The organism is Streptomyces sp. NPDC047971 (assembly GCF_040653355.1).
Classification (GTDB): Bacteria; Actinomycetota; Actinomycetes; order Streptomycetales; family Streptomycetaceae; genus Streptomyces.
Genome location: NZ_JBEZNW010000044.1, coordinates 35,713 through 55,980 on the forward strand (window position 1 = coordinate 35,713; position 20,268 = coordinate 55,980).

Below are 20,268 nucleotides of genomic sequence, written 5' to 3' on the forward strand. Positions count from 1 at the left end.
GCGCCACGGCGCCCGCCACCGGCGCGCGCCACCCTTGTCCGCGCTCCCCCTGTTGTCCACAGCTTGTCCGACCCGTTGTCCACAGCCCATTCGCACCGGAGGCGAATCCTCATAAGGTGAGGAGTATTGGTGGTAGGACGGTCGAGGAGGACCACAGTGAGCTCAGTGAGCGAGACCGGCGGGACGAGCGCGGGCGGCCCGAGGCTGCGTGCCGTGCTGGACGGCATCCCCACGTACAAGCCGGGCAAGCCGGCCGCCGCGGGCGGCCCGGTCGCCTTCAAGCTGTCCTCCAACGAGAACCCGTACCCGCCGCTGCCGGGCGTGATGGAGCGCGCGCTGGCCGCGGCCTCCCACTTCAACCGGTACCCGGACATGGCCTGCACCGGCCTGATGACGGAGCTCGCCGACCGTTTCGGCGTCCCCGTCTCGCACCTGGCGACCGGCACCGGCTCGGTGGGCGTCGCGCAGTCGCTGCTCCAGGCCACCTCGGGCCCGGGTGACGAGGTCATCTACGCCTGGCGGTCCTTCGAGGCGTACCCGATCATCACGCAGATCAGCGGGGCCACGTCGGTGCAGGTGCCGCTGACCGACGGCGAGGTCCACGACCTCGACGCGATGGCCGCGGCGATCACCGACAGGACCCGGCTGATCTTCGTCTGCAATCCGAACAACCCCACGGGCACGGCGGTGCGCCGGGCCGAGCTGGAGCGGTTCCTGGACCGGGTGCCCTCCGACGTCCTGGTGGTGATCGACGAGGCGTACCGCGAGTTCGTCCGTGACGCCGACATCCCGGACGGCATCGAGCTCTACCGCGACCGCCCGAACGTCGCGGTGCTGCGGACGTTCTCCAAGGCGTACGGCCTGGCCGGCCTGCGGGTCGGTTTCGCGATCGCCCACGAGCCGGTGGCGGCGGCGCTGCGCAAGACGGCGGTGCCGTTCGGCGTGAGCCAGCTGGCGCAGGACGCGGCGGTCGCCTCGCTGCAGGCCGAGGACGAACTGCTGGGACGGGTCGGCTCGTTGGTGGCCGAGCGCGAGCGGGTCCACGCGGGGCTCGTGGCCCAGGGCTGGACCGTGCCGGACACCCAGGCGAACTTCGTCTGGCTGCGGCTCGGTGAGCGGACGATGGACTTCGCGGCGGAGTGCGAGCGGCACGGCGTGGTGGTGCGGCCGTTCGCGGGTGAGGGCGTGCGCGTCACGATCGGTGAGTGCGAGGCGAACGACCTGTTCCTGAAGACGACGGAGGGCTTCCGCAAGGAGGGCTGATCAGCCCGGTGGGAGGGGGAGTGGGTCGGGGGCGGCCGGTCAGCCCTCGACGCGCTCGACGCGGATCGGGTCGCCGTCCCTGACGGTGGCCAGGACGCGCGGATCACCGTCGAGCGAGCCCAGGAGGTTGCACGGGCTCGCGAGCCGGCATTCGGAGCCCCGGGAGATCGGGGTGGGGCCGTAGGGGAGCGCGAGCGCGTCGCCGTCGGTCCAGAAGGCGACCGTGCCCGGCTCCACCACCTGCTGCGCGTCGGACTCGACCGCGACGGAGACCGGAGTGTCGAAGTAGACCTCCTCGCCCCAGGTCCGGGCGGTGGACGAGATCGGGAGAGCCCCCACGAGCGCCTTGCTCGTGGGGGTTTCTTCGAGGGTGGCCGTGGTGTGTCCGGCCGGCCAGGAGATGCGGATCTGAAGGGTCATGCCCTGGATTCAACAATATGTTGAAGGCCGTGGGAAGGGGTGACCTTCGGTAGGGGTACCCCCCGGTCTTACGTACGGATTTCGCATGAGCCATAATGCTTGTGAATGTGAACGCGTTCACAAGCGTGTCCCGTTCGTGCCGGGATCGGTGGATTTGAAGGGGCAAACTGCCCCTGTGACCACGGCGACGTAAGGAGAAGACGACGTGGACCTAGCTCTGGCGCCAGAGACTCTGGCGCGGTGGCAGTTCGGCATCACCACCGTCTACCACTTTCTCTTCGTTCCCCTGACGATCTCCCTCGCCGCCCTCACCGCCGGCCTGCAGACAGCCTGGGTGCGCACGGAGAAGGAGAAGTACCTCAAGGCGACGAAGTTCTGGGGCAAGCTCTTCCTGATCAACATCGCGATGGGTGTCGTCACCGGCATCGTCCAGGAGTTCCAGTTCGGCATGAACTGGTCCGACTACTCGCGCTTCGTCGGAGACATCTTCGGTGCCCCGCTCGCCTTCGAGGCGCTGATCGCGTTCTTCTTCGAGTCCACGTTCATCGGGCTGTGGATCTTCGGCTGGGACAAGCTCCCCAAGAGGATCCACCTGGCCTGCATGTGGATGGTGTCGATCGGCACGATCCTCTCCGCGTACTTCATCCTGGCGGCCAACTCCTGGATGCAGCACCCGGTCGGCTACCGCATCAACGAGGAGCGGGGCCGGGCCGAGCTCACCGACTTCTGGCTGGTGCTCACCCAGAACACCGCCCTCACCCAGTTCTTCCACACCATGACGGCCGCATTCCTGGTCGGCGGCGCGTTCATGGTCGGCATCTCCGCCTTCCACCTGGCACGCAAGAAGCACGTCCCGGTGATGCGGACCTCCCTGCGGCTCGGCCTGATCACGCTGATCATCGCCGGACTCGGCACGGCCATCAGCGGCGACCTGCTCGGCAAGGTCATGTTCAAGCAGCAGCCGATGAAGATGGCCGCCGCGGAGGCGCTCTGGGACGGCGAGGCGCCGGCACCGTTCTCGATCTTCGCCTACGGCGATGTCGACGAGGGTCACAACAAGGTGGCCATAGAGATCCCGGGCCTGCTCTCCTTCCTCGCGAACGACGACTTCAGCTCGTACGTCCCGGGCATCAACGACATCAACAAGGCCGAGCAGGAGAAGTTCGGACCCGGTGACTACCGGCCCAACATCCCCGTCGCCTACTGGGGCTTCCGCTGGATGATCGGCTTCGGCATGGCCTCGCTGGCCATCGGTATGGTCGGCCTCTGGCTGACCCGCAAGAAGTTCATGCTGTCGCCGGGGATGCGGACCGGCGAGGACGAGGTGCCGAATCTGGTGCTGTTCAAGCGGAAGGCGCTCAGCCCCCGCCTGACCACGTGGTACTGGATCATCGCCCTCTGGACCATGGCCTTCCCGCTGATCGCCAACTCCTGGGGCTGGATCTTCACCGAGATGGGCCGGCAGCCCTGGGTCGTCTACGGCGTGCTGCGCACCAGGGACGCGGTCTCCCCCGGCACCTCCCAGGCCGAGGTGCTCACCTCGATGATCGTCTTCACCCTGCTCTACGCGGTCCTCGCGGTGATCGAGGTCAAGCTGCTGGTTAAGTACGTCAAGGCCGGACCTCCCGAGCTCACCGAGGACGACCTCAACCCGCCCACCAAGATCGGCGGGGACCACCGTGACCCCGACCGGCCCATGGCCTTCTCGTACTGAGGCTCAGGAGATCGAGGCATGGAACTCCACAACGTCTGGTTCGTACTCATCGCGGTCCTCTGGATCGGCTACTTCTTCCTCGAAGGCTTCGACTTCGGGATCGGCGTCCTGACCAAGGGGCTCGCTCGCAGCCGTGCGGAGAAGCGCGTCCTGATCAACACGATCGGTCCCGTCTGGGACGGCAACGAGGTGTGGCTGCTGACCGCCGGCGGCGCGACCTTCGCCGCCTTCCCCGAGTGGTACGCGACGCTCTTCTCCGGCTTCTACCTGCCGCTGCTGATCATCCTGGTCTGTCTGATCGTGCGCGGTGTCGCCTTCGAGTACCGGGCGAAGCGGCCCGAGGAGAACTGGCAGCGCAACTGGGAGGAGGCGATCTTCTGGACCTCCCTGATCCCGGCCGTGCTCTGGGGTGTCGCCTTCGGCAACATCGTGCGCGGGGTGAAGATCGACGCGGAGATGGAGTACGTCGGCACCTTCGGCGACCTGCTCAATCCGTACGCGATCCTGGGCGGTCTGGTCACGCTCGCCCTCTTCACCTTCCACGGGGCGGTCTTCGCGGCCCTCAAGACGGTCGGCGACATCCGGGTCCGGGCGAGGGCGTTCGCGCTGAAGCTGGGCCTCGCCGCGGCCGTCCTCGGGCTGGGCTTCATGGTCTGGACCCAGATGGACAAGGGCGACGGGGGCAGCCTCGCCGCCATGCTCGTCGCCGTGGTGGCGCTCGTCGGCGCGATCGGGGCGATCAAGGCGGGGCGCGAGGGCTGGTCGTTCGCGCTCTCGGGCATCACGATCGCCGCGGCGGTGGCGATGCTCTTCCTGACGCTCTTCCCCAACGTCATGCCGTCTTCACTCAACCCCGAGTGGAGTCTTACGGTGACGAACGCGTCGTCGAGCCCGTACACGCTGAAGATCATGACCTGGTGTGCGGCGGTCGCGACGCCCCTGGTGCTGCTCTACCAGAGCTGGACCTACTGGGTGTTCCGTAAGCGGATCGGCACGCAGCACATCGCCGACGCCGCTCACTAAGAGGGCCGCGCTCACCACGAGGGAATGTTTCACGTGAAACCGATCGATCCGCGTCTGCTCCGGTACGCCCGAGCCACTCGTCTCTTCCTCACGGCAGTGGTGGTGCTCGGCCTGGCCGGGGCGGCGCTGGTCGTCGCCCAGGCGATGCTCATCGCCGAGGTGGTGGTGGGGGCCTTCCAGAAGGGCCTCTCGGTCTCCGATCTGACCACGCCGCTGCTGTTGCTCGCCGCCGTCGCGGCGGGGCGGGGGCTGGTCTCCTGGCTGACCGAGCTGGCCGCCCATCGGGCGAGCGCGGCGGTCAAGTCCGAACTGCGCGGTCGGCTGTTGGCACAGGCGGCCGCGCTGGGGCCGGGATGGCTCAGTGGGCAGAAGGCCGGATCGCTGGCCGCCCTCGCCACCCGTGGGGTCGACGCGCTCGACGACTACTTCTCGCGCTACCTGCCGCAGCTGGGGCTCGCGGTGGTGGTCCCCGTGGCGGTCCTGGCGAGGATCGTCACCGAGGACTGGGTCTCGGCGGCGGTCATCGTCGTGACCCTGCCACTCATCCCCCTCTTCATGATCCTCATCGGCTGGTACACCCAGGCCCGGATGGACCGGCAGTGGAAGCTGCTGTCCCGGCTCTCGGGCCACTTCCTCGACGTGGTGGCCGGGCTGCCGACGCTCAAGGTGTTCGGTCGGGCGAAGGCGCAGGCCGACTCGATCCGCGCCATCACGTCGGAGTACCGGCAGGCGACGATGAAGACGCTGCGGATCGCTTTCCTGTCGTCCTTCGCCCTGGAGCTCCTGTCGACGCTGTCGGTGGCACTGGTCGCGGTCGGCATCGGCATGCGGCTGGTCCACGGGGACCTCGATCTCTACACCGGACTGGTCATTCTGGTGCTGGCGCCCGAGGCGTACCTGCCGATCCGGCAGGTGGGCGCGCAGTACCACGCGGCCGCGGAGGGGCTGGCCGCCGCGGAGGAGATCTTCGAGGTCCTCGAGACCCCGGCGAGGGAGCACGGCTCGGCGGCCGTGCCGTCGTCGGCGCGTATCGAGCTGGAGAACGTGACCGTGCGTCATGCCGGGCGGGTGGAGCCCTCGTTGGACGCGGCCTCACTCGTCGTGGAGCCGGGCGAGACGGTGGCGCTGGTGGGCCCCAGCGGGGTGGGCAAATCGACGCTGCTCGATGTGGTGCTGGGGTTCACGGCCCCCGAACAGGGTGGCTCGGTCCGCGTCGGGGGCGTGGAGCTCGGAGCCCTGGCCCCGGAGGACTGGCGGACGCGGATCGCCTGGGTGCCCCAGCGTCCGTACTTCTTCGCGGGCACCATCGCCGAGAACGTCCGGCTGGCCCGGCTGGACGCCACCGACGAAGCGGTGCGGGAGGCGTTGCGCGACGCGGGGGCCGACGCCTTCGTGGCCGGGCTCCCGGAGGGTGCGGAGACGCCACTGGGCGAGGACGGGGTCGGCCTCTCCGCGGGGCAGCGCCAGCGCCTCGCTCTGGCCCGCGCCTTCCTCGCCGACCGGCCGCTGCTGCTGCTGGACGAGCCCACGGCGGCGCTGGACGGCGAGACGGAGGCGGCCGTGGTGGACGCGGTCCGCCGTCTCGCGGCCGGTCGCACCGTGCTTCTGGTCGTCCACCGGCCGGCGCTGCTCGCGGTCGCGGACCGCGTGGTCGAGCTCCGGCGGACCGCCGTGGACGTGGTGGAGCCGGCCGGTGCCGACGAGCGACCGGAGGCGGCGACGGCCCCCGCCACCGCAGAGGCGACGGTCGTCGTGCCCGGTCAGGCCGCGCCGGGAACGGAGCCCGTACGGGCGGCGGGCATCGAGCCCGGGAACGGCGTCGGGCGGCCGGTGTTCAGGCGCGTCCGGGACATGGCGGGGGAACTGAAGGGCCGGATGGGGCTCGCCCTGCTGCTCGGGAGCCTGGCACTGGGTTCGGCCGTCGGGCTCATGGCGGTGTCCGGGTGGCTCATCTCGCGGGCGTCCGAACAGCCGCCCGTGCTGTATCTGATGGTGGCCGTCACGGCCACGCGGGCGTTCGGCATCGGACGGGCGGTGTTCCGGTACGCCGAGCGGCTCGTGTCCCATGACGCCGTGCTGCGGATGCTCGCCGAACTTCGGGTGTCGGTCTACCGCCGCTTGGAGCGCATCGCCCCCGCCGGGCTGCGCCGCACCCGCCGAGGCGACCTGCTCTCCCGGCTCGTCCAGGACGTCGACGCCCTCCAGGACTACTGGCTGCGGTGGCTGCTGCCCGCCGGCGCCGCGCTCGTGGTCGGGGTCGGCTCCGTCGGCTTCACCACCTGGCTGCTGCCTGAGGCCGGGGCCGTGCTCGCCGCGGGCCTGCTGACCGCCGGAGTGGCCGTCCCGCTGCTGAGCGGCACCCTGGCCCGCCGGGCCGAACGACGGCTCGCCCCCGCCCGTGGAGCTCTCGCCGTCACGGTCCTCGATCTGCTGCGCGGCTGCGCCGAACTGACCGTCGCCGGTGCGCTGAAGAACCGGGTCGAGCGGGCCGGGGCCGCCGACCGCACGCTCACCTCCATCGCCTCCCGGCAGGCCGCCGCGACCGCGGTCGGTGCCGGTCTGTCCGCGCTCGCCTGCGGAGTGACGGTCGCCGCCGCCGCGTTCGTCGGTGTCCAGGCCGTCCGCGACGGACGCCTCGACGGAGTGACGCTCGCCGTCGTCGTCCTCACCCCGCTCGCCGCCTTCGAGGCCGTCACCGGCCTCCCGCTGGCCGTGCAGTACCGCCAGCGTGTGAAGCGCAGCGCCGAGCGGGTGTACGAGGTGCTCGACGCGCCCGTCCCCGTACACGAGCCCGAGCGGCCCGCCGCAGCCCCGAGGAGTCCCTTCCCGCTGGAGCTCGACGGCCTCTCCGCCCGCCACGCGGGTCAGGAGCGGGACGCGCTCGGCGACTTCACGCTCAGGCTGGAGGCCGGGCGCAGGGTGGCCGTCGTCGGTGCGTCCGGATCGGGCAAGACCACCCTCGCCCAGGTGCTGCTGCGGTTCCTGGACGCCGGCGCCGGCTCGTACCGGCTCGGCGGGGTGGCGGCGGCGGAGCTCGACGGCGACGACGTCCGTCGCTTCGTCGGACTCTGCGCCCAGGACGCCCACACGTTCGACAGCACCATCCGGGAGAACCTGCGCCTGGCGCGCACCGGCGCCGACGACGAGGAGCTCCGGGCCGCCCTCGGCCGGGCGAGGCTCCTCGACTGGGTGGACGGTCTGCCGGACGGCCTCGACACACCGGTCGGCGAGCACGGTTCACGGCTCTCCGGCGGGCAGCGGCAACGTCTGGCGCTCGCCCGGGCGCTCCTCGCCGACTTCCCCGTCCTCGTCCTCGACGAGCCGGCCGAGCACCTGGACCTCGCCACGGCGGACGCGCTCACCGACGATCTGCTGCGGGCCACCGAGGGCCGGACCACCGTCCTGATCACCCACCGGCTGCACGGCCTCGACGCCGTCGACGAGGTGGTGGTCCTGGAGGAGGGCCGGACGGTGCAGCGCGGGCCCTACGCGGAGCTGGCGCGGGCCGACGGCCCCTTGCGCCGGATGCTGGAGCAGGAGCGGGAGACGGATCTCCTGCTCGCCACGGGCAGCGGCGCGGGCCACCCGACTTTTCTCGCCAAATAGGACTTACTAGGCTCAAGGTCATGACCGCCGCCGAGCCCGCCGTCCCGGACCCTCTGGAAGCCGCCACCCAGGCCACCCGCAGCCTCCAGGGCCTGTCGACCGAGCTCACGGCACGGGTGCCGCAGCTTCTGGAGGCGATGCGCTCGGTCGGGACCGGGCTCGAACTGCACTCGACGCTCGACCGGATCTGCGAGACGGCGGCCGAACTCGCCGACGCCCGCTACGCCGCGATCGGCGTCGTCGACGAGGAGGGCGAAGGGCTCTCGGACTTCGTCACCTTCGGTGTCGACGAGGCGGTCGCCCGCCGGATCGGGCGTCGCCCGGACGGGCACGCCGGGCTGCTCGGCGCGCTGATCCGCGAACCCGAGACGATCCGGCTGGCGGATCTGTCCAAGGACCCGCGCGCCGCCGGTTTCCCGCCGGGGCACCCTCCGATGCGGACCTTCCTCGGGGTTCCGATCCGGGTCCAGGGGGAGATCTTCGGCAACCTCTACCTGGCCGAGAAGAACGGCGGCGGCGAGTTCAACGACTACGACGTCCACATGGTCAGGGTCCTCGCCACCGAGGCCGGGATCGCCATCGGCAACGCCCGTCTCTACGAGGCCGCACGGCAGCGGGAGCGCTGGATCGACGGCTCGGTCGCGGTCACCACCGCCCTGCTCTCCGGCGGTGACGCGGACGACGCCCTCGCCGTGGTCGCCGAACAGGCCCGCATGCTCGCCGACGCGGCCGCCGGGATCGTGCTGCTGCCCGCCCAGGACGGCGGTCTGGAGATCGTCGCCGTCTCCGCGGACCGGCCGAGCAGCTCGCTGGGTGTGGTCATCCCGCCGGAGAGCCCCGTGGTGGAGCAACTGCTCGGCGGCGAGGCGGTCTTCGTGGACGACGCCTCAGGGGACCCGCGCATGATCAGCCGGCTGGCGTCCCAGTACGGGCCGAGCATGCTGCTGCCCCTGCACAGTGGCGGGAAGGTGCTCGGCGCGCTCGCCATGCCCAGGCTTCGGGGCGGCAGGCCCTTCACGGAGACGGAGCGGACCTTGGCCACGCAGTTCGCCTCCCAGGCGGCGCTGGCGCTGATGATGGCCGACGCCCAGCGTGACCGGGAGCGGCTCGCCGTCTTCGAGGACCGTGACCGGATCGCCCGTGACCTGCACGATCTCGTGATCCAGCGGCTGTTCGCCACGGGGATGATGCTGGAGAGCGCCCAGCGGAAGTCGATCGTGCCCGCGGTGCGCGAGGGTGTCGGCAAGGCCGTGGACGAGCTGGACGTGACGATCCAGGAGATCCGTACCGCGATCTTCGCCCTCCAGCAGGGGCCCACCGAGGCGCCGTCCGGGCTGCGCACCCGCGTGCTGCGGGAGATCAACATGGCGGCCGTGCCGCTGGGCTTCAAGCCCGCGCACCGGTTCCTGGGCGCGATCGACTCGACGGTCGGCGATCTCACCGGCAAGAACCTCATTGCCGCCCTGCGTGAGGCCCTCTCCAACGCGTTCCGGCATGCGGAGGCGACCCGGATCGAGGTCGTCGTCGACGCATCCGCCCGACTCCCCGACGGCGCCGCCGGGGTCCGGCTGTCGGTCGCGGACGACGGCGTCGGCATCCCGGAGGGCGGCCGGCGCAGCGGACTGCGCAACCTGGCGCGGCGCGCGGAGTCGCTGGGCGGGTCGAGCTGGTGCGGTCCGGGCCTAGGGGAGGACGGCGGCGGTACGACGGTGGTGTGGCAGGCGCCGCTCTAGGCGCGCCCGCTCCAGGCGCGCCCCGCTCCGGGTGCGCCCCTCTGAGGCGCGCCGCCCCGTTCCAGGCCCGCACCTCTGAGGCGCCCCGCCCCGCTCCAGGCGCGCCAAGCGCCCCGCTCCGGTTCTGGGGGCCGCTTCCGGGGGCCGCCGAGTCGGGTCCGGGTCCGCGGGGGGCGCCGCGCCTAGATCCGCGGTTCGTCGAGCGTGCCGGCGAGGATGCGCTCGATGACGACGGCGACGCCGTCCTCGTTGTTGGCGACGGTACGGCCGGAGGCGGCGGCGATCACGTCGGGGTGGGCGTTGCCCATCGCGTACGAGCGGCCCGCCCAGCTGAGCATCTCGATGTCGTTGGGCATGTCGCCGAAGGCGACGACCTCGTCGGCGGAGATGCCGCGCTCGGCGCAGCAGAGAGCCAGGGTGGACGCCTTGGAGACGCCGAGACCGCTGATCTCCAGGAGCGCGGTGGGGCTGGAGCGGGTGAACGAGGCGAGGTGTCCGGCGGCGGCGCGGGCGGTCGCCAGGAAGGCGTCGGGGTCGAGCTCCGGGTGCTGGGCGAGCAGCTTGATCACCGGGGCGGCCGCGCCGGGCTCCTCCTCGAAGAGCAGCTTCTCGGCGATCGCGACGGTGGCGCCCGGGTCGAGGAAGAAGGGCGGGTACAGGGGCTCGTAGTGGATGCCCGTGGTGAGCTCGACGGCGAAGGAGGTGCCCTCGGCGGCGGTGCGCAGCGCGGTCACGACGTCGAGCGCGACGCTCCGTTCCAGCGGTCGTACCTTCAGGAAGGTGCCACCCGCGTGCAGATCTACGACGGCCGCGCCGTTGGCGCAGATGGCGAGCCCGTGACCGTGGACATGCTCGCTGACGACGTCCATCCAGCGGGCCGGCCGCCCCGTGACGAAGAAGACCTCGATACCGGCCCGCTCGGCGGCGGCGAGCGCCGCGACCGTCCGCTCCGAGAGGGACTTGTCGTCTCGCAGCAGGGTGCCGTCGAGGTCGGTGGCGATCAGCCGGGGGGCCGGGGCGGCGGGGCGCGGAGCGTGGGGTGAGGTCACCGATCCATTCTTCCGCACCTCGTGCACGGGCGTGCGAGGGGGCGCACATCTGAGAGGACCGATTTCGTCAGCTCGCGTCCCGTCCGTAGACCCCGATCACCTCCCTGTTCGTCCACCCCATGCGCCCCGGTGCCGGGTGGGGTCGCGGGGTCCTCGCGCGTCGGGGAGCCGGTGCCGTCCGTGCCGGTGTGCGGGGCGGTCGTAGGCTCGTGGGTATGACCCTGCGCCTGAGCACCGTGATCCTTCCCGTCCACCGCTGGAACGAAGGCGGCCGTGACCGTTGGCGGCGAGCCGAGGAGCTGGGCTTTCATGCCGCGTACACCTACGACCACCTGTCCTGGCGGACCTTCCGTGACGGGCCCTGGTTCGGCGCCCTGCCCACGCTCACGGCGGCCGCGACGGCCACCGAGCGGCTGCGTCTGGGCACCCTGGTGACGTCGCCGAACTTCCGGCACCCGGTGACGCTCGCCAAGGAGCTGATCTCCCTGGACGACATCTCGGGCGGGCGCGTCACGCTCGGCATCGGCGCGGGCGGCAACGGGTTCGACGCCACCGCGCTCGGTCAGGACGCCTGGTCGCCCAAGGAGCGCGCGGACCGTTTCGGGGAGTTCCTGCCGCTGCTCGACCGGCTGCTCACCGAGGGGGCCGTCTCGCAGCGGGGCACGTTCTACTCGGCCGAGGAGGCCCGGAACATCCCCGGCTGCGCGCAGAGCCCGCGGCTGCCGTTCGCCGTCGCGGCGACCGGGCCGCGGGGGCTGAAGCTCGCCGCGCGCCACGGGCAGGCGTGGGTGACGACCGGGGACCCGAAGCTGTACGAGGAGGGCACGCCGGAGCAGTCGGTCGAGGCCCTCCGCAGCCAGATCGAGAAGCTCGGCAAGGCATGCGCGGAGATCGGCCGGGACGTGGACGAGCCGGACAAGATCCTGCTCACCGGGTTCACCCCGGATCGGGGCCGCCTGCTGGAGTCCGTGGACGCCTTCGTGGACTTCGCCGGCACCCACAGGGACCTCGGCTTCACGGAGATCGTGATCCACTGGCCGATCCCCGGCTCCGACTTCGCCGCCGATCAGGCCGTCTTCGAGAAGATCGCCATCGAGGCCGTCGCCCAGTTGGGCTGAGCGCGACCGATCGACGCACGGACGCGCGGACGTACGGAGGCACGAACGCGCGGACGCGCGGTGTCCGGGGCGCGGACCGCGCCCCGCGCACGGGCGCGCCGTGGACGCTGCGCGGGGGAGTTCAGCCGGGGAAGCGGAGGAACGCCGGCGGGACGGTGTCGGTCAGCCAGACCCCGTTGGCGCTGACGTGGAAGACGTACCCGGCGCGGTGCATCGCGCCGGCGTCCACGCTGAGGACGACGGGGCGGCCACGACGTGCGCCGACGCGGGTCGCGGTCTCGCGGTCGGGGGAGAGGTGGACATGGTGACGGGCCATCGGCCGCAGGCCCTCGTCCCGGATGGCGTCCAGGTGGGAGGCGACCGTACCGTGGTAGAGGTACGCGGGCGGTTCGGCGGGCGGAAGGTCCAGGTCCACGGTGACGGTGTGGCCCTGGCTGGCCCGGATCCGCGTTCCCTCGATCGCGAAGCGCTTCTTGTCGTTGGCGGCGACGACATGGTCCAGCTCGGCGCGGCTGATCGGGAAGCCGTGCTCGGCGGCTGCCCGCAGGAGGGTGTCGATCTCGGTCCAGCCGTTCGCGTCGAGGACCAGGCCGATCCGCTCGGGCTGGTGCCGCAGGTGTTTCGAGAGGTACTTCGACACCTTCACCGTGCGTCGCTCGTCACCGGCTCCTCGGCCGGGTCCTTCGTTGGATCTGTTCATGGCGTCAGGATGCCGGAGCTCTCCTCGGCCGGGCCATTGAATTGAGGCACGGATGTTTGATCCACAGTCAAGTCGAGTTATCCACAGGGGAATTGGCGATTCTGTGGACAACACCTCTTCCCTTTAGGGGTAATTGGGCTACTTAGTTTCCATGTGGGGGATTTGAGGCGAGCGTGTCCAATGTCCTTGTCTGTACCTCACGTTCGGCCGCGGCCGTGATGAATGCCGACACGTTCTCCACGCCAACGAGCCGCTGAACGGCCCGAATCGTTCCCGCCGGAAGCGCCACCGGGCGGGGCTCCTCGTCCCGCACCTTCGGAGGTTCGGCGGACAGGTGCTGCTGCAGATGACGAGTCGCGAACATCCGCATCGCACGGGCGAGTTCGGCGTCCACCGTCTGCTGGGCGAGCGGCCGGAGCCTGCGCACCATCGTCGCCGCCTCGGCCGCGTCCGCGTCCGTCGGCGGACGGTGCTCCAGATAGCGCGCGAAGACGTGCTCGGTGGTGAACTCCAGGAAACGCGAGGCGATGTGCTCGACCTGGACCCGAAGCTCCCTCAGATGACCGGAGATTGCCTGGAGCGGAACACCCGCCTCGTACAACTCCGCCGCCACCGCCAGCTCTTGGGGGCTCGGAACGAGGAACTCGTCCTCCCGGTCGGGCACCCGCTCCAGCACCCCGAGCTCGATCGCCTCCCGGATGGCGTCCTCGTCGGGCTTTCCGCCGAAGGTGGCGTCGAGCTCCGCCCGGGAGATCCGGTCGGCCTTCTCGTCGGTCCACGGACCGTCGACCTCGGCGACCAGACCCAGCACACCGCCCAGCCCGCGCCCGGCGTCCCACGCCTCCAGCAGCTCCTTGATGGAGGCCAGGGTGTAGCCGCGGTCCAGGAGGTCGGCGATCTGTCGCAGCCGGGCCAGATGCGTGTCCCCGTACACATTGGACCTGCCCCGGCGCTCCGGCCGGGGCAGCAGACCGCGATCCTGGTAGGCGCGGATCGTCCGGACCGTGGCGCCGCTGTGGTGGGCCAGGTCCTCGATCCGGTACTCCGACGGGGCCCGCCCGCCCCCGGACGACGGCCCGGCCGGCCCGGCCTGCCCCGAAGGCCCGGTCTGCCCCGCCTGTGCTGACTGCTCCGACAAACCCGCTCCCACCCGCTTGCTCCGGCTACGAGGGATGGTACGACCGCCGGCTCACGCCGGCGGCTCCAGCCGGGCTATCGCCCGCAGCGCCCTCGGCGCGAGCCGCGACAGGACGTGGGCGCCGCGTGCCTCAGGGGTGACGGGGACGACGGCCTGGTTGCGCACCACCGCCCGCAGGATCGCGTCCGCGACCTTCTCCGGCGGGTAGTTGCGCAGGCCGTAGAGGCGGGAGACCTTCTTCTGGCGGCGCTTCTGCTCCTCCTCGTCCGCTCCGGCGAACCGGGCCGTCGCGGTGATGTTGGTGTTCACGATGCCGGGGCATATCGCCGACACTCCGATGCCCTGGCCGGCCAGTTCGGCACGCAGGCACTCGCTCAGCATCAGCACCGCCGCCTTGGACGTGCTGTACGCGGGCAGGGCGCGCGAGGGCTGGAAGGCCGCGGCGGACGCGGTGTTGACGATGTGCCCGCCCTGGCCCCGCTCGGCCATCTGCCCGCCGAAGATCCGGCAGCCGTGGATGACACCCCAGAGATTGACGTCCAGGACCTTCTGCCACTCCTCCGTCGTCGTCTCGAAGAACGAGCCGGAGAGTCCGATGCCCGCGTTGTTGACCAGGACGTCGACGATTCCGTACTCGCTCGCCACCTTCGCGGCGAGCTTCTCCATGGCCTGCTCGTCGCTGACGTCGACGGTCTCGCCCCACGCCTCGGGCGCTCCGATCAGCCGTGACATCTCCGCCGTGCGCGCCGCGCCCTCACCGTCCCGGTCGACGGCGACGACCCGCGCCCCCGCCTCGGCGAAGGCGAAGGCCGTGGCGCGGCCGATGCCGCTGGCGGCGCCGGTCACCAGAACCAGCCGGCCGCCGAACCGCTCGGTGTACACCGGATCCGCCGGGCTCTGCGCCGCGGTCCTCGGTGCCTTGGTGGACGGATCCTCGTTCGCCCGGACGAACTCGCCGATCCATGAGGCCAACTGATCGGGCCGGGTGCGCGGGATCCAGTGCTTGCCCGGCAGGGAGCGCCGCGTCAGGTCCGGCACCCAGGTGGCGAGATCGTCGTAGAGACGCTCCGACAGGAAGGCGTCGCCGGTCGGCGTGATCAGCTGGACCGGCGCGTGCGCGTAGGCGTCGGCGCGCGGACGGCTCAGCCGCGCCCGGACGTTGTCCCGGTAGAGCCAGGCGCCGTTTGCCGCGTCATGGGGCAGCGAGGGCGTCGGATAGTCGCCCGCCGGGACCTTCTCGACCCGTTCGAGCAGCTTCGGCCACCGCTTGCCGAGCGGGCCCCGCCACGCGAGCTCGGGCAGGACGGGGGTGTGCAGCATGTACACGTACCAGGACTTGGCGCCCTGGCCGAGGAGCTGGCCGACCCTGCGCGGGGTGGGCCGGGTCATCCGCTGCTTGATCCAGTGGCCGAAGTGGTCCAGGGACGGGCCGGACATCGAGGTGAACGAGGCGATCCGGCCCTCGGTGCGCGGGACGGTCACGAACTCCCAGGACTGCACCGATCCCCAGTCGTGCCCCACCAGGTGGACGGGCCGGTCCGGGCTGACCGCGTCGGCGACCGCCAGGAAGTCGTCCGTCAGCTTCTCCAGGGTGAAGCCGCCGCGCAGGGGTGCGGGCGCCGTGGACCTGCCGTGGCCGCGGACGTCGTACAGCACCACGTGGAAACGCTCGGCCAGCCGGTGCGCGACCTCCGACCAGACCTCCTTGGAGTCCGGATAGCCGTGCACGAGCAGCACGGTCGGCCGGGTCTCGTCGCCCAGTTCGGCGACGCACAGCTCGATCCCGCCCGTACGGACCCAGCGCTCGCGCGCCCCCTTCAGCCCGGCCATCACACGTCCCTCCCGTTCCAGCGCCGCACGTGCGGCAGATCGTCGTCCAGCCAGAACGCGCTCTGCTCGGGGTCCTTGGAGTCGGTGACGACCAGGATCTCCTCGAACTTCGCGCCCGTACCCCGGAAGCCGAGGTGCGGCTCGACCGCCCACAGCCCCGGCCGGGGCGGATGGTCGGAGAACTTGTACGGCGACCACAGCGGCGACCAGCCGTCGCGATGGCCGTGTATCGCGTCGCTCGCGAGCCCCTTCAGCGACTGGGTGCCGAAGCCGAAGAGCGTGGGCGACCACCGGCGCTCCCTCACCCGGTCGATCTTGTGCGCGATCACGCCGAAGGGATAGGCGCGGTGCCGGTTGGCGTACCCCTGGCGGACCATGAGCCGGTCCACGTTCTCGTAGATCTCGCGCAGGGAGCGGCGCTCGCGCACCTCGCTCAGGATCAGCTCGCGGTGCGCCCGCAGATCGGTGAGGAGCTTGTCGTGGACCGGATTGAGGCCGAGACAGCCGGAGTACCCGATGTCCGCGGTGTAGCCCTTGTACACCGGGGCCATGTCGAGGATGAACGGCATCCCGGCCTCAAGGCGCCGGTTCGTGGGGAAGAACTGGAGCGGGATCCTGAAGTCGACGAAGGCGGTGCGGTCGCCGAACCAGGCGAAGGGCCGGTGGAACCAGTCCCGCACCCCCCGCTCGTGCAGCCAGTCCCGCTGCATCTTCGCGGCCTCGCGCTCGGTCACTCCCGGCTTCAGCTGGGCCGCGACGGCCTCCGCGCACTCGTAGGAGAGGCGCTGGACTTCCCTGAACCCCCGCAGCTCCGCGGTCGGTTCGCTTGTCACTGCAGAGGTCATGCCACCCGCCCGTCCGTGAGCGTATGCGTGCGCTACGCGGTCGTAACTTGACACTGATGAATGTGACAATGCTCGGCGGCTGCGTCAAGGGGTGTGCAGGACGCCTGTGGAAAACTCGGCGCGGAGGTCCGGCGAGCGACTTTGGTCGCGACTCCCTTACGGGTCCGTACACCTGGAGTCGGACAAAGAACGAGCCGTTGGGCTGACGACTGCTGTGGTGTGCGCCACTACCGTCTATGGCGTGACTGTGATCGCCACCGAAAGCCTCAGCAAGCGGTTCCCCCGGGTGACCGCTCTCGACCGGCTCTCCCTGGACATCGGGCCCGGTGTGACCGGACTGGTGGGTGCCAACGGAGCCGGCAAGTCCACGATGATCAAAATCCTGCTCGGACTGTCCCCCGCGACGGAGGGCCGCGCCGAAGTGCTCGGCCTGGACGTCGCCACCTCCGGCGCCCAGATCCGGGAACGCGTGGGATACATGCCCGAGCACGACTGCCTCCCGCCGGACGTCTCGGCGACCGAGCTCGTCGTCCACATGGCCCGGATGTCCGGCCTGCCCGCCTCCGCGGCGCGGGAGCGGACGGCCGACACCCTGCGCCACGTCGGTCTGTACGAGGAGCGGTACCGCCCCATCGGCGGCTACTCGACCGGTATGAAGCAGCGGGTGAAGCTGGCCCAGGCACTGGTCCACGACCCGCAGCTGGTCCTCCTCGACGAGCCGACCAACGGTCTCGACCCGGTGGGCCGCGACGAGATGCTCGGCCTGATCCGGCGGGTCTGGACGGACTTCGGCATCTCGGTGCTCGTCACCTCCCACCTCCTCGGCGAGCTCGAACGCACCTGTGACCACGTCGTCGTCATCGACGGCGGAAAGCTGCTGCGCTCCAGCTCCACCAGCGACTTCACGCAGATCACCACGACCCTCGCGGTCGAGGTCACCGACTCCGACACCCACCCCGACGGTGCCCAGGCCGTGCGCGCCGCGCTCGCCGCCGCGGGCGTCACCCTCCACGAGGGCGTCGAGGACGGGCTGCCCGGCGCCGGCCACATCCTCCTGGTGGAGGCCGAGGGCGAGGACACGTACGACCTCGTCCGCGACACCGTCGCCGACCTCGGCCTCGGACTCGTACGGATGGAGCAGCGGCGGCACCACATCGCCGAGGTCTTCCGCCCCGACGCCAAGCAGGAGGAGGTGCCGGCGCGATGAGCTCCCAGGCCCCCGAGACCACACAGATCCACAACATCGGCTACCGCAACTACGACGGGGTGCGCCTCGGCCGCGCGTACGCGCGCCGGTCGCTGTACTCGCAGTCGCTGAGGGGCGCGTACGGACTGGGCCGCAGCGCCAAGTCCAAGGTGCTGCCGATGCTGCTGTTCGCGGTGATGTGCGTGCCCGCGCTGATCATCGTCGCCGTCGCGGTCGTCACCAAGTCGTCGAAGCTGCCGATCGAGTACACCCAGTACGCGATCTTCCTCCAGATGGTGATCGCCATCTTCCTGGCCTCGCAGGCGCCGCAGTCGGTCTCCCGCGATCTGCGGTTCCGGACGATGCCGCTCTACTTCGCCCGTCCCATCGAGCGCGTGGACTACGTGCTCGCCAAGTACGGTGCGATGGCCTCCGCGATGTTCATCCTCACCGTCGCCCCGCTGCTGATCCTCTGGGTCGGCGCGCTCCTCGCCAAGATGGACTTCGCCGAGCAGACGAAGATGCTGGGCCAGGGCCTCGTCTCCGTGACGCTCCTCTCGCTGCTCTTCGGCGGCATCGGCCTCGTCATGGCCGCGCTCACCCCGCGCCGCGGCTTCGGCGTCGCCGCCGTCATCGCGGTCCTGGTGATCTCGTACGGCGCGGTCTCCACCCTCCAGGGCATCGCCTACGGCACGGACAACGTCGGCGCCGTCAAGTGGATCGGCCTGTTCTCGCCGATCACCCTCATCGGCGGCGTGCAGGACGTCTTCCTCGGTGCGCCCACCGCCGCCCCCGGCGGGGAGGCCGCCACGCCCGGCACCGGGGTCGGCGTGCTCTACCTGCTGGTCGTCCTCGCGCTGATCGCCGGCTCGTACGGAGTCCTGATGCGCCGCTACCGAAAGGTCGGGCTGTGAGCACGATCAACATCGACCACACCTCGCGGTGGTTCGGCAACGTCGTGGCCGTCAACGACATCACGATGACCATCGGCCCGGGCGTCACCGGCCTCCTCGGCCCCAACGGCGCGGGGAAGTCCACCCTCATCAACATGATGGGCGGCTTCCTGGAGCCCTCGACGGGCACGGTCACCCTCGACGGCGAGGCGATCTGGCGCAACGAGTCGGTCTACCGGCACATCGGCGTGGTGCCCGAGCGGGAGGCGATGTACGACTTCCTCACCGGGCGCGAGTTCGTCGTCGCGAACGCCGAGTTGCACGGCCTCGGCGCCAAGGAGGCCCAGCACGCGCTCGCCACCGTGGAGATGGAGTACGCGCAGGACCGCAAGATCGCGACGTACAGCAAGGGCATGCGGCAGCGCGTGAAGATGGCCTCCGCCCTCGTCCACGACCCGTCCGTCCTCCTGCTCGACGAGCCCTTCAACGGCATGGACCCGCGTCAGCGGATGCAGCTGATGGAGCTGCTCCGCCGGATGGGCTCCGCCGGCCGTACCGTCCTCTTCTCCTCGCACATCCTGGAGGAGGTCGAGCAGCTCGCCTCGCACATCGAGGTGATCGTGGCCGGGCGGCACGCCGCCTCCGGCGACTTCCGCAAGATCCGTCGGCTCATGACGGACCGGCCGCACCGCTATCTCGTCCGGTCCAGCGACGACCGGGCGCTCGCGGCCGCGCTCATCGCCGACCCGTCCACGGCCGGCATCGAGGTCGACCTCGCCGAAGGCGCCCTGCGCATCCAGGCGGTGGACTTCGGTCGCTTCACGGAACTGCTGCCCCGGGTCGCCCGGGAGCAGGGGATCCGGCTGCTGACGGTCTCGCCCTCGGACGAGTCCCTCGAATCGGTCTTCTCGTACCTCGTCTCGGCCTGAAAGGAGCCTGACCGATGTACAACCCCACAGTCGCCCGGCTCACCTATCGGGCCCTGCTCGGCCGCCGGCGGGCGCTGATCCTCTTCGCGCTGCCCGCTCTCCTGCTTCTGATCGCCGCCGCGGTACGGGCGTTCAACGGCGCCGACGACCAGGTCGCGGCCGACGTACTCGGCGGGTTCGCGCTCGCCACGATGGTGCCGCTGATCGGCGTCATCGCCGGAACGGGCGCGATCGGCCCGGAGATCGACGACGGCTCGATCGTCTATCTGCTGTCGAAGCCCGTGAAGCGGCCCTCGATCATCTTCACGAAGCTGATCGTCGCGATCGCGGTGACCATGGTCTTCTCCGCGGTGCCCACCTTCATCGCGGGCATGATCCTCAACGGCAACGGCCAGCAGGTGGCGGTGGCCTACACCGTCGCGGCGCTGGTCGCCTCCATCGCGTACAGCGCGCTCTTCCTGCTGCTCGGCACGGTCAGCCGCCACGCGGTGGTCATCGGACTGGTCTACGCGCTGGTCTGGGAGGCCCTGTTCGGCTCGCTGATCTCCGGGGCGAAGACGCTCAGCGTGCAGCAGTGGGCGCTCGCGGTCGCCCAGAAGGTCAGCGGTGAGGGCCTGGTCACCTCGGACGTCGGCCTGACGACGGCGGTGGCGCTGCTGGTCGGCGTGACGGTCCTCGCGACCTGGTACGCGGGCCAGAAGCTGCGGACGCTGAAGCTGGCGGGCGAGGAGTAGGAACGAGCAGGTGTCGTGAACCCGTGGCCGGGACCCGAACCGGGGCCCGCCCCCGGGGGCCGGCGGCGGCCCCCCCCCCCCCCGGCC

Annotated in this window: 16 protein-coding genes; 10 read left to right on the forward strand and 6 right to left on the reverse strand. The window is 70.9% G+C overall.

Features of this window, described 5'->3' with window-relative positions; translation table 11 throughout:
• The first annotated feature begins 165 nt into the window (after positions 1–165).
• Positions 166–1,263 (forward strand): histidinol-phosphate transaminase, encoded by a 1,098-nt coding sequence (hisC, locus tag AB0D99_RS30250; protein WP_362369328.1) that lies wholly within the window; start codon positions 166–168, stop codon positions 1,261–1,263.
• Between the two features lie 39 nt (positions 1,264–1,302).
• Here the strand turns inward: hisC and AB0D99_RS30255 are convergent, their stop codons facing one another.
• Entirely contained in the window at positions 1,303–1,683 is a 381-nt protein-coding gene (locus tag AB0D99_RS30255) for a cyclophilin-like fold protein (RefSeq protein ID WP_362369290.1), read from the reverse strand.
• Between the two features lie 205 nt (positions 1,684–1,888).
• On the opposite strand from AB0D99_RS30255, the gene AB0D99_RS30260 reads away from it, so the two are divergent.
• The 4 genes from AB0D99_RS30260 to AB0D99_RS30275 are packed head-to-tail and all read left to right on the forward strand — an operon-like array spanning position 1,889 to position 9,759.
• The gene (locus tag AB0D99_RS30260; protein ID WP_362369293.1) at positions 1,889–3,397 is read left to right on the forward strand and encodes a cytochrome ubiquinol oxidase subunit I; all 1,509 of its coding nucleotides are present in this window, start codon (positions 1,889–1,891) and stop codon (positions 3,395–3,397) included.
• A gap of 18 nt (positions 3,398–3,415) precedes the next feature.
• Positions 3,416–4,420, forward strand: a complete 1,005-nt coding sequence (gene cydB, locus AB0D99_RS30265) for a cytochrome d ubiquinol oxidase subunit II (protein ID WP_362369296.1) — start codon at positions 3,416–3,418, stop codon at positions 4,418–4,420.
• A gap of 24 nt (positions 4,421–4,444) precedes the next feature.
• Positions 4,445–8,026 (forward strand): thiol reductant ABC exporter subunit CydD, encoded by a 3,582-nt coding sequence (gene cydD / locus AB0D99_RS30270; RefSeq protein WP_362369299.1) that lies wholly within the window; start codon positions 4,445–4,447, stop codon positions 8,024–8,026.
• 20 nt (positions 8,027–8,046) lie between these two features.
• The gene (locus tag AB0D99_RS30275) at positions 8,047–9,759 is read left to right on the forward strand and encodes a GAF domain-containing protein (protein ID WP_362369302.1); all 1,713 of its coding nucleotides are present in this window, start codon (positions 8,047–8,049) and stop codon (positions 9,757–9,759) included.
• Positions 9,760–9,941: 182 nt separating this feature from the next.
• On the opposite strand, the gene AB0D99_RS30280 is transcribed toward AB0D99_RS30275, so the two are convergent.
• Entirely contained in the window at positions 9,942–10,808 is an 867-nt protein-coding gene (locus tag AB0D99_RS30280) for a Cof-type HAD-IIB family hydrolase (RefSeq protein WP_362369305.1), read from the reverse strand.
• 215 nt (positions 10,809–11,023) lie between these two features.
• Here AB0D99_RS30280 and AB0D99_RS30285 point away from each other — a divergent pair, with 215 nt between their 5' ends.
• Positions 11,024–11,926, forward strand: coding sequence for an LLM class flavin-dependent oxidoreductase (locus tag AB0D99_RS30285; protein WP_362369308.1), 903 nt, complete (start codon positions 11,024–11,026; stop codon positions 11,924–11,926).
• 121 nt (positions 11,927–12,047) lie between these two features.
• On the opposite strand, the gene AB0D99_RS30290 is transcribed toward AB0D99_RS30285, so the two are convergent.
• From AB0D99_RS30290 to AB0D99_RS30305, 4 genes are all read right to left on the reverse strand, one after another.
• Positions 12,048–12,626, reverse strand: a complete 579-nt coding sequence (locus AB0D99_RS30290; RefSeq protein ID WP_362369310.1) for an RNA 2'-phosphotransferase — start codon at positions 12,624–12,626, stop codon at positions 12,048–12,050.
• Positions 12,627–12,768: 142 nt separating this feature from the next.
• Positions 12,769–13,662, reverse strand: a complete 894-nt coding sequence (locus tag AB0D99_RS30295; protein WP_362369331.1) for a MerR family transcriptional regulator — start codon at positions 13,660–13,662, stop codon at positions 12,769–12,771.
• A gap of 153 nt (positions 13,663–13,815) precedes the next feature.
• The gene (locus AB0D99_RS30300) at positions 13,816–15,594 is read right to left on the reverse strand and encodes an SDR family oxidoreductase (protein ID WP_362369313.1); all 1,779 of its coding nucleotides are present in this window, start codon (positions 15,592–15,594) and stop codon (positions 13,816–13,818) included.
• Positions 15,594–16,439, reverse strand: a complete 846-nt coding sequence (locus AB0D99_RS30305; RefSeq protein WP_362369316.1) for a M24 family metallopeptidase — start codon at positions 16,437–16,439, stop codon at positions 15,594–15,596. Before AB0D99_RS30305 ends, AB0D99_RS30300 begins: the two co-directional genes overlap by 1 nt.
• A gap of 247 nt (positions 16,440–16,686) precedes the next feature.
• Here AB0D99_RS30305 and AB0D99_RS30310 point away from each other — a divergent pair, with 247 nt between their 5' ends.
• The 4 genes from AB0D99_RS30310 to AB0D99_RS30325 are packed head-to-tail and all read left to right on the forward strand — an operon-like array spanning position 16,687 to position 20,181.
• Positions 16,687–17,646: an ABC transporter ATP-binding protein gene (locus AB0D99_RS30310; protein ID WP_362369334.1), complete on the forward strand. Its 960-nt coding sequence runs from the start codon at positions 16,687–16,689 to the stop codon at positions 17,644–17,646.
• Complete coding sequence (locus AB0D99_RS30315) at positions 17,643–18,539, forward strand: ABC transporter permease (protein WP_362369319.1); 897 nt, start codon at positions 17,643–17,645, stop codon at positions 18,537–18,539. Before AB0D99_RS30310 ends, AB0D99_RS30315 begins: the two co-directional genes overlap by 4 nt.
• Positions 18,536–19,447, forward strand: coding sequence for an ABC transporter ATP-binding protein (locus AB0D99_RS30320; RefSeq protein ID WP_362369322.1), 912 nt, complete (start codon positions 18,536–18,538; stop codon positions 19,445–19,447). Before AB0D99_RS30315 ends, AB0D99_RS30320 begins: the two co-directional genes overlap by 4 nt.
• A 14-nt stretch (positions 19,448–19,461) precedes the next feature.
• The gene (locus tag AB0D99_RS30325; RefSeq protein WP_362369325.1) at positions 19,462–20,181 is read left to right on the forward strand and encodes an ABC transporter permease; all 720 of its coding nucleotides are present in this window, start codon (positions 19,462–19,464) and stop codon (positions 20,179–20,181) included.
• The last annotated feature ends 87 nt before the right edge of the window (positions 20,182–20,268 follow it).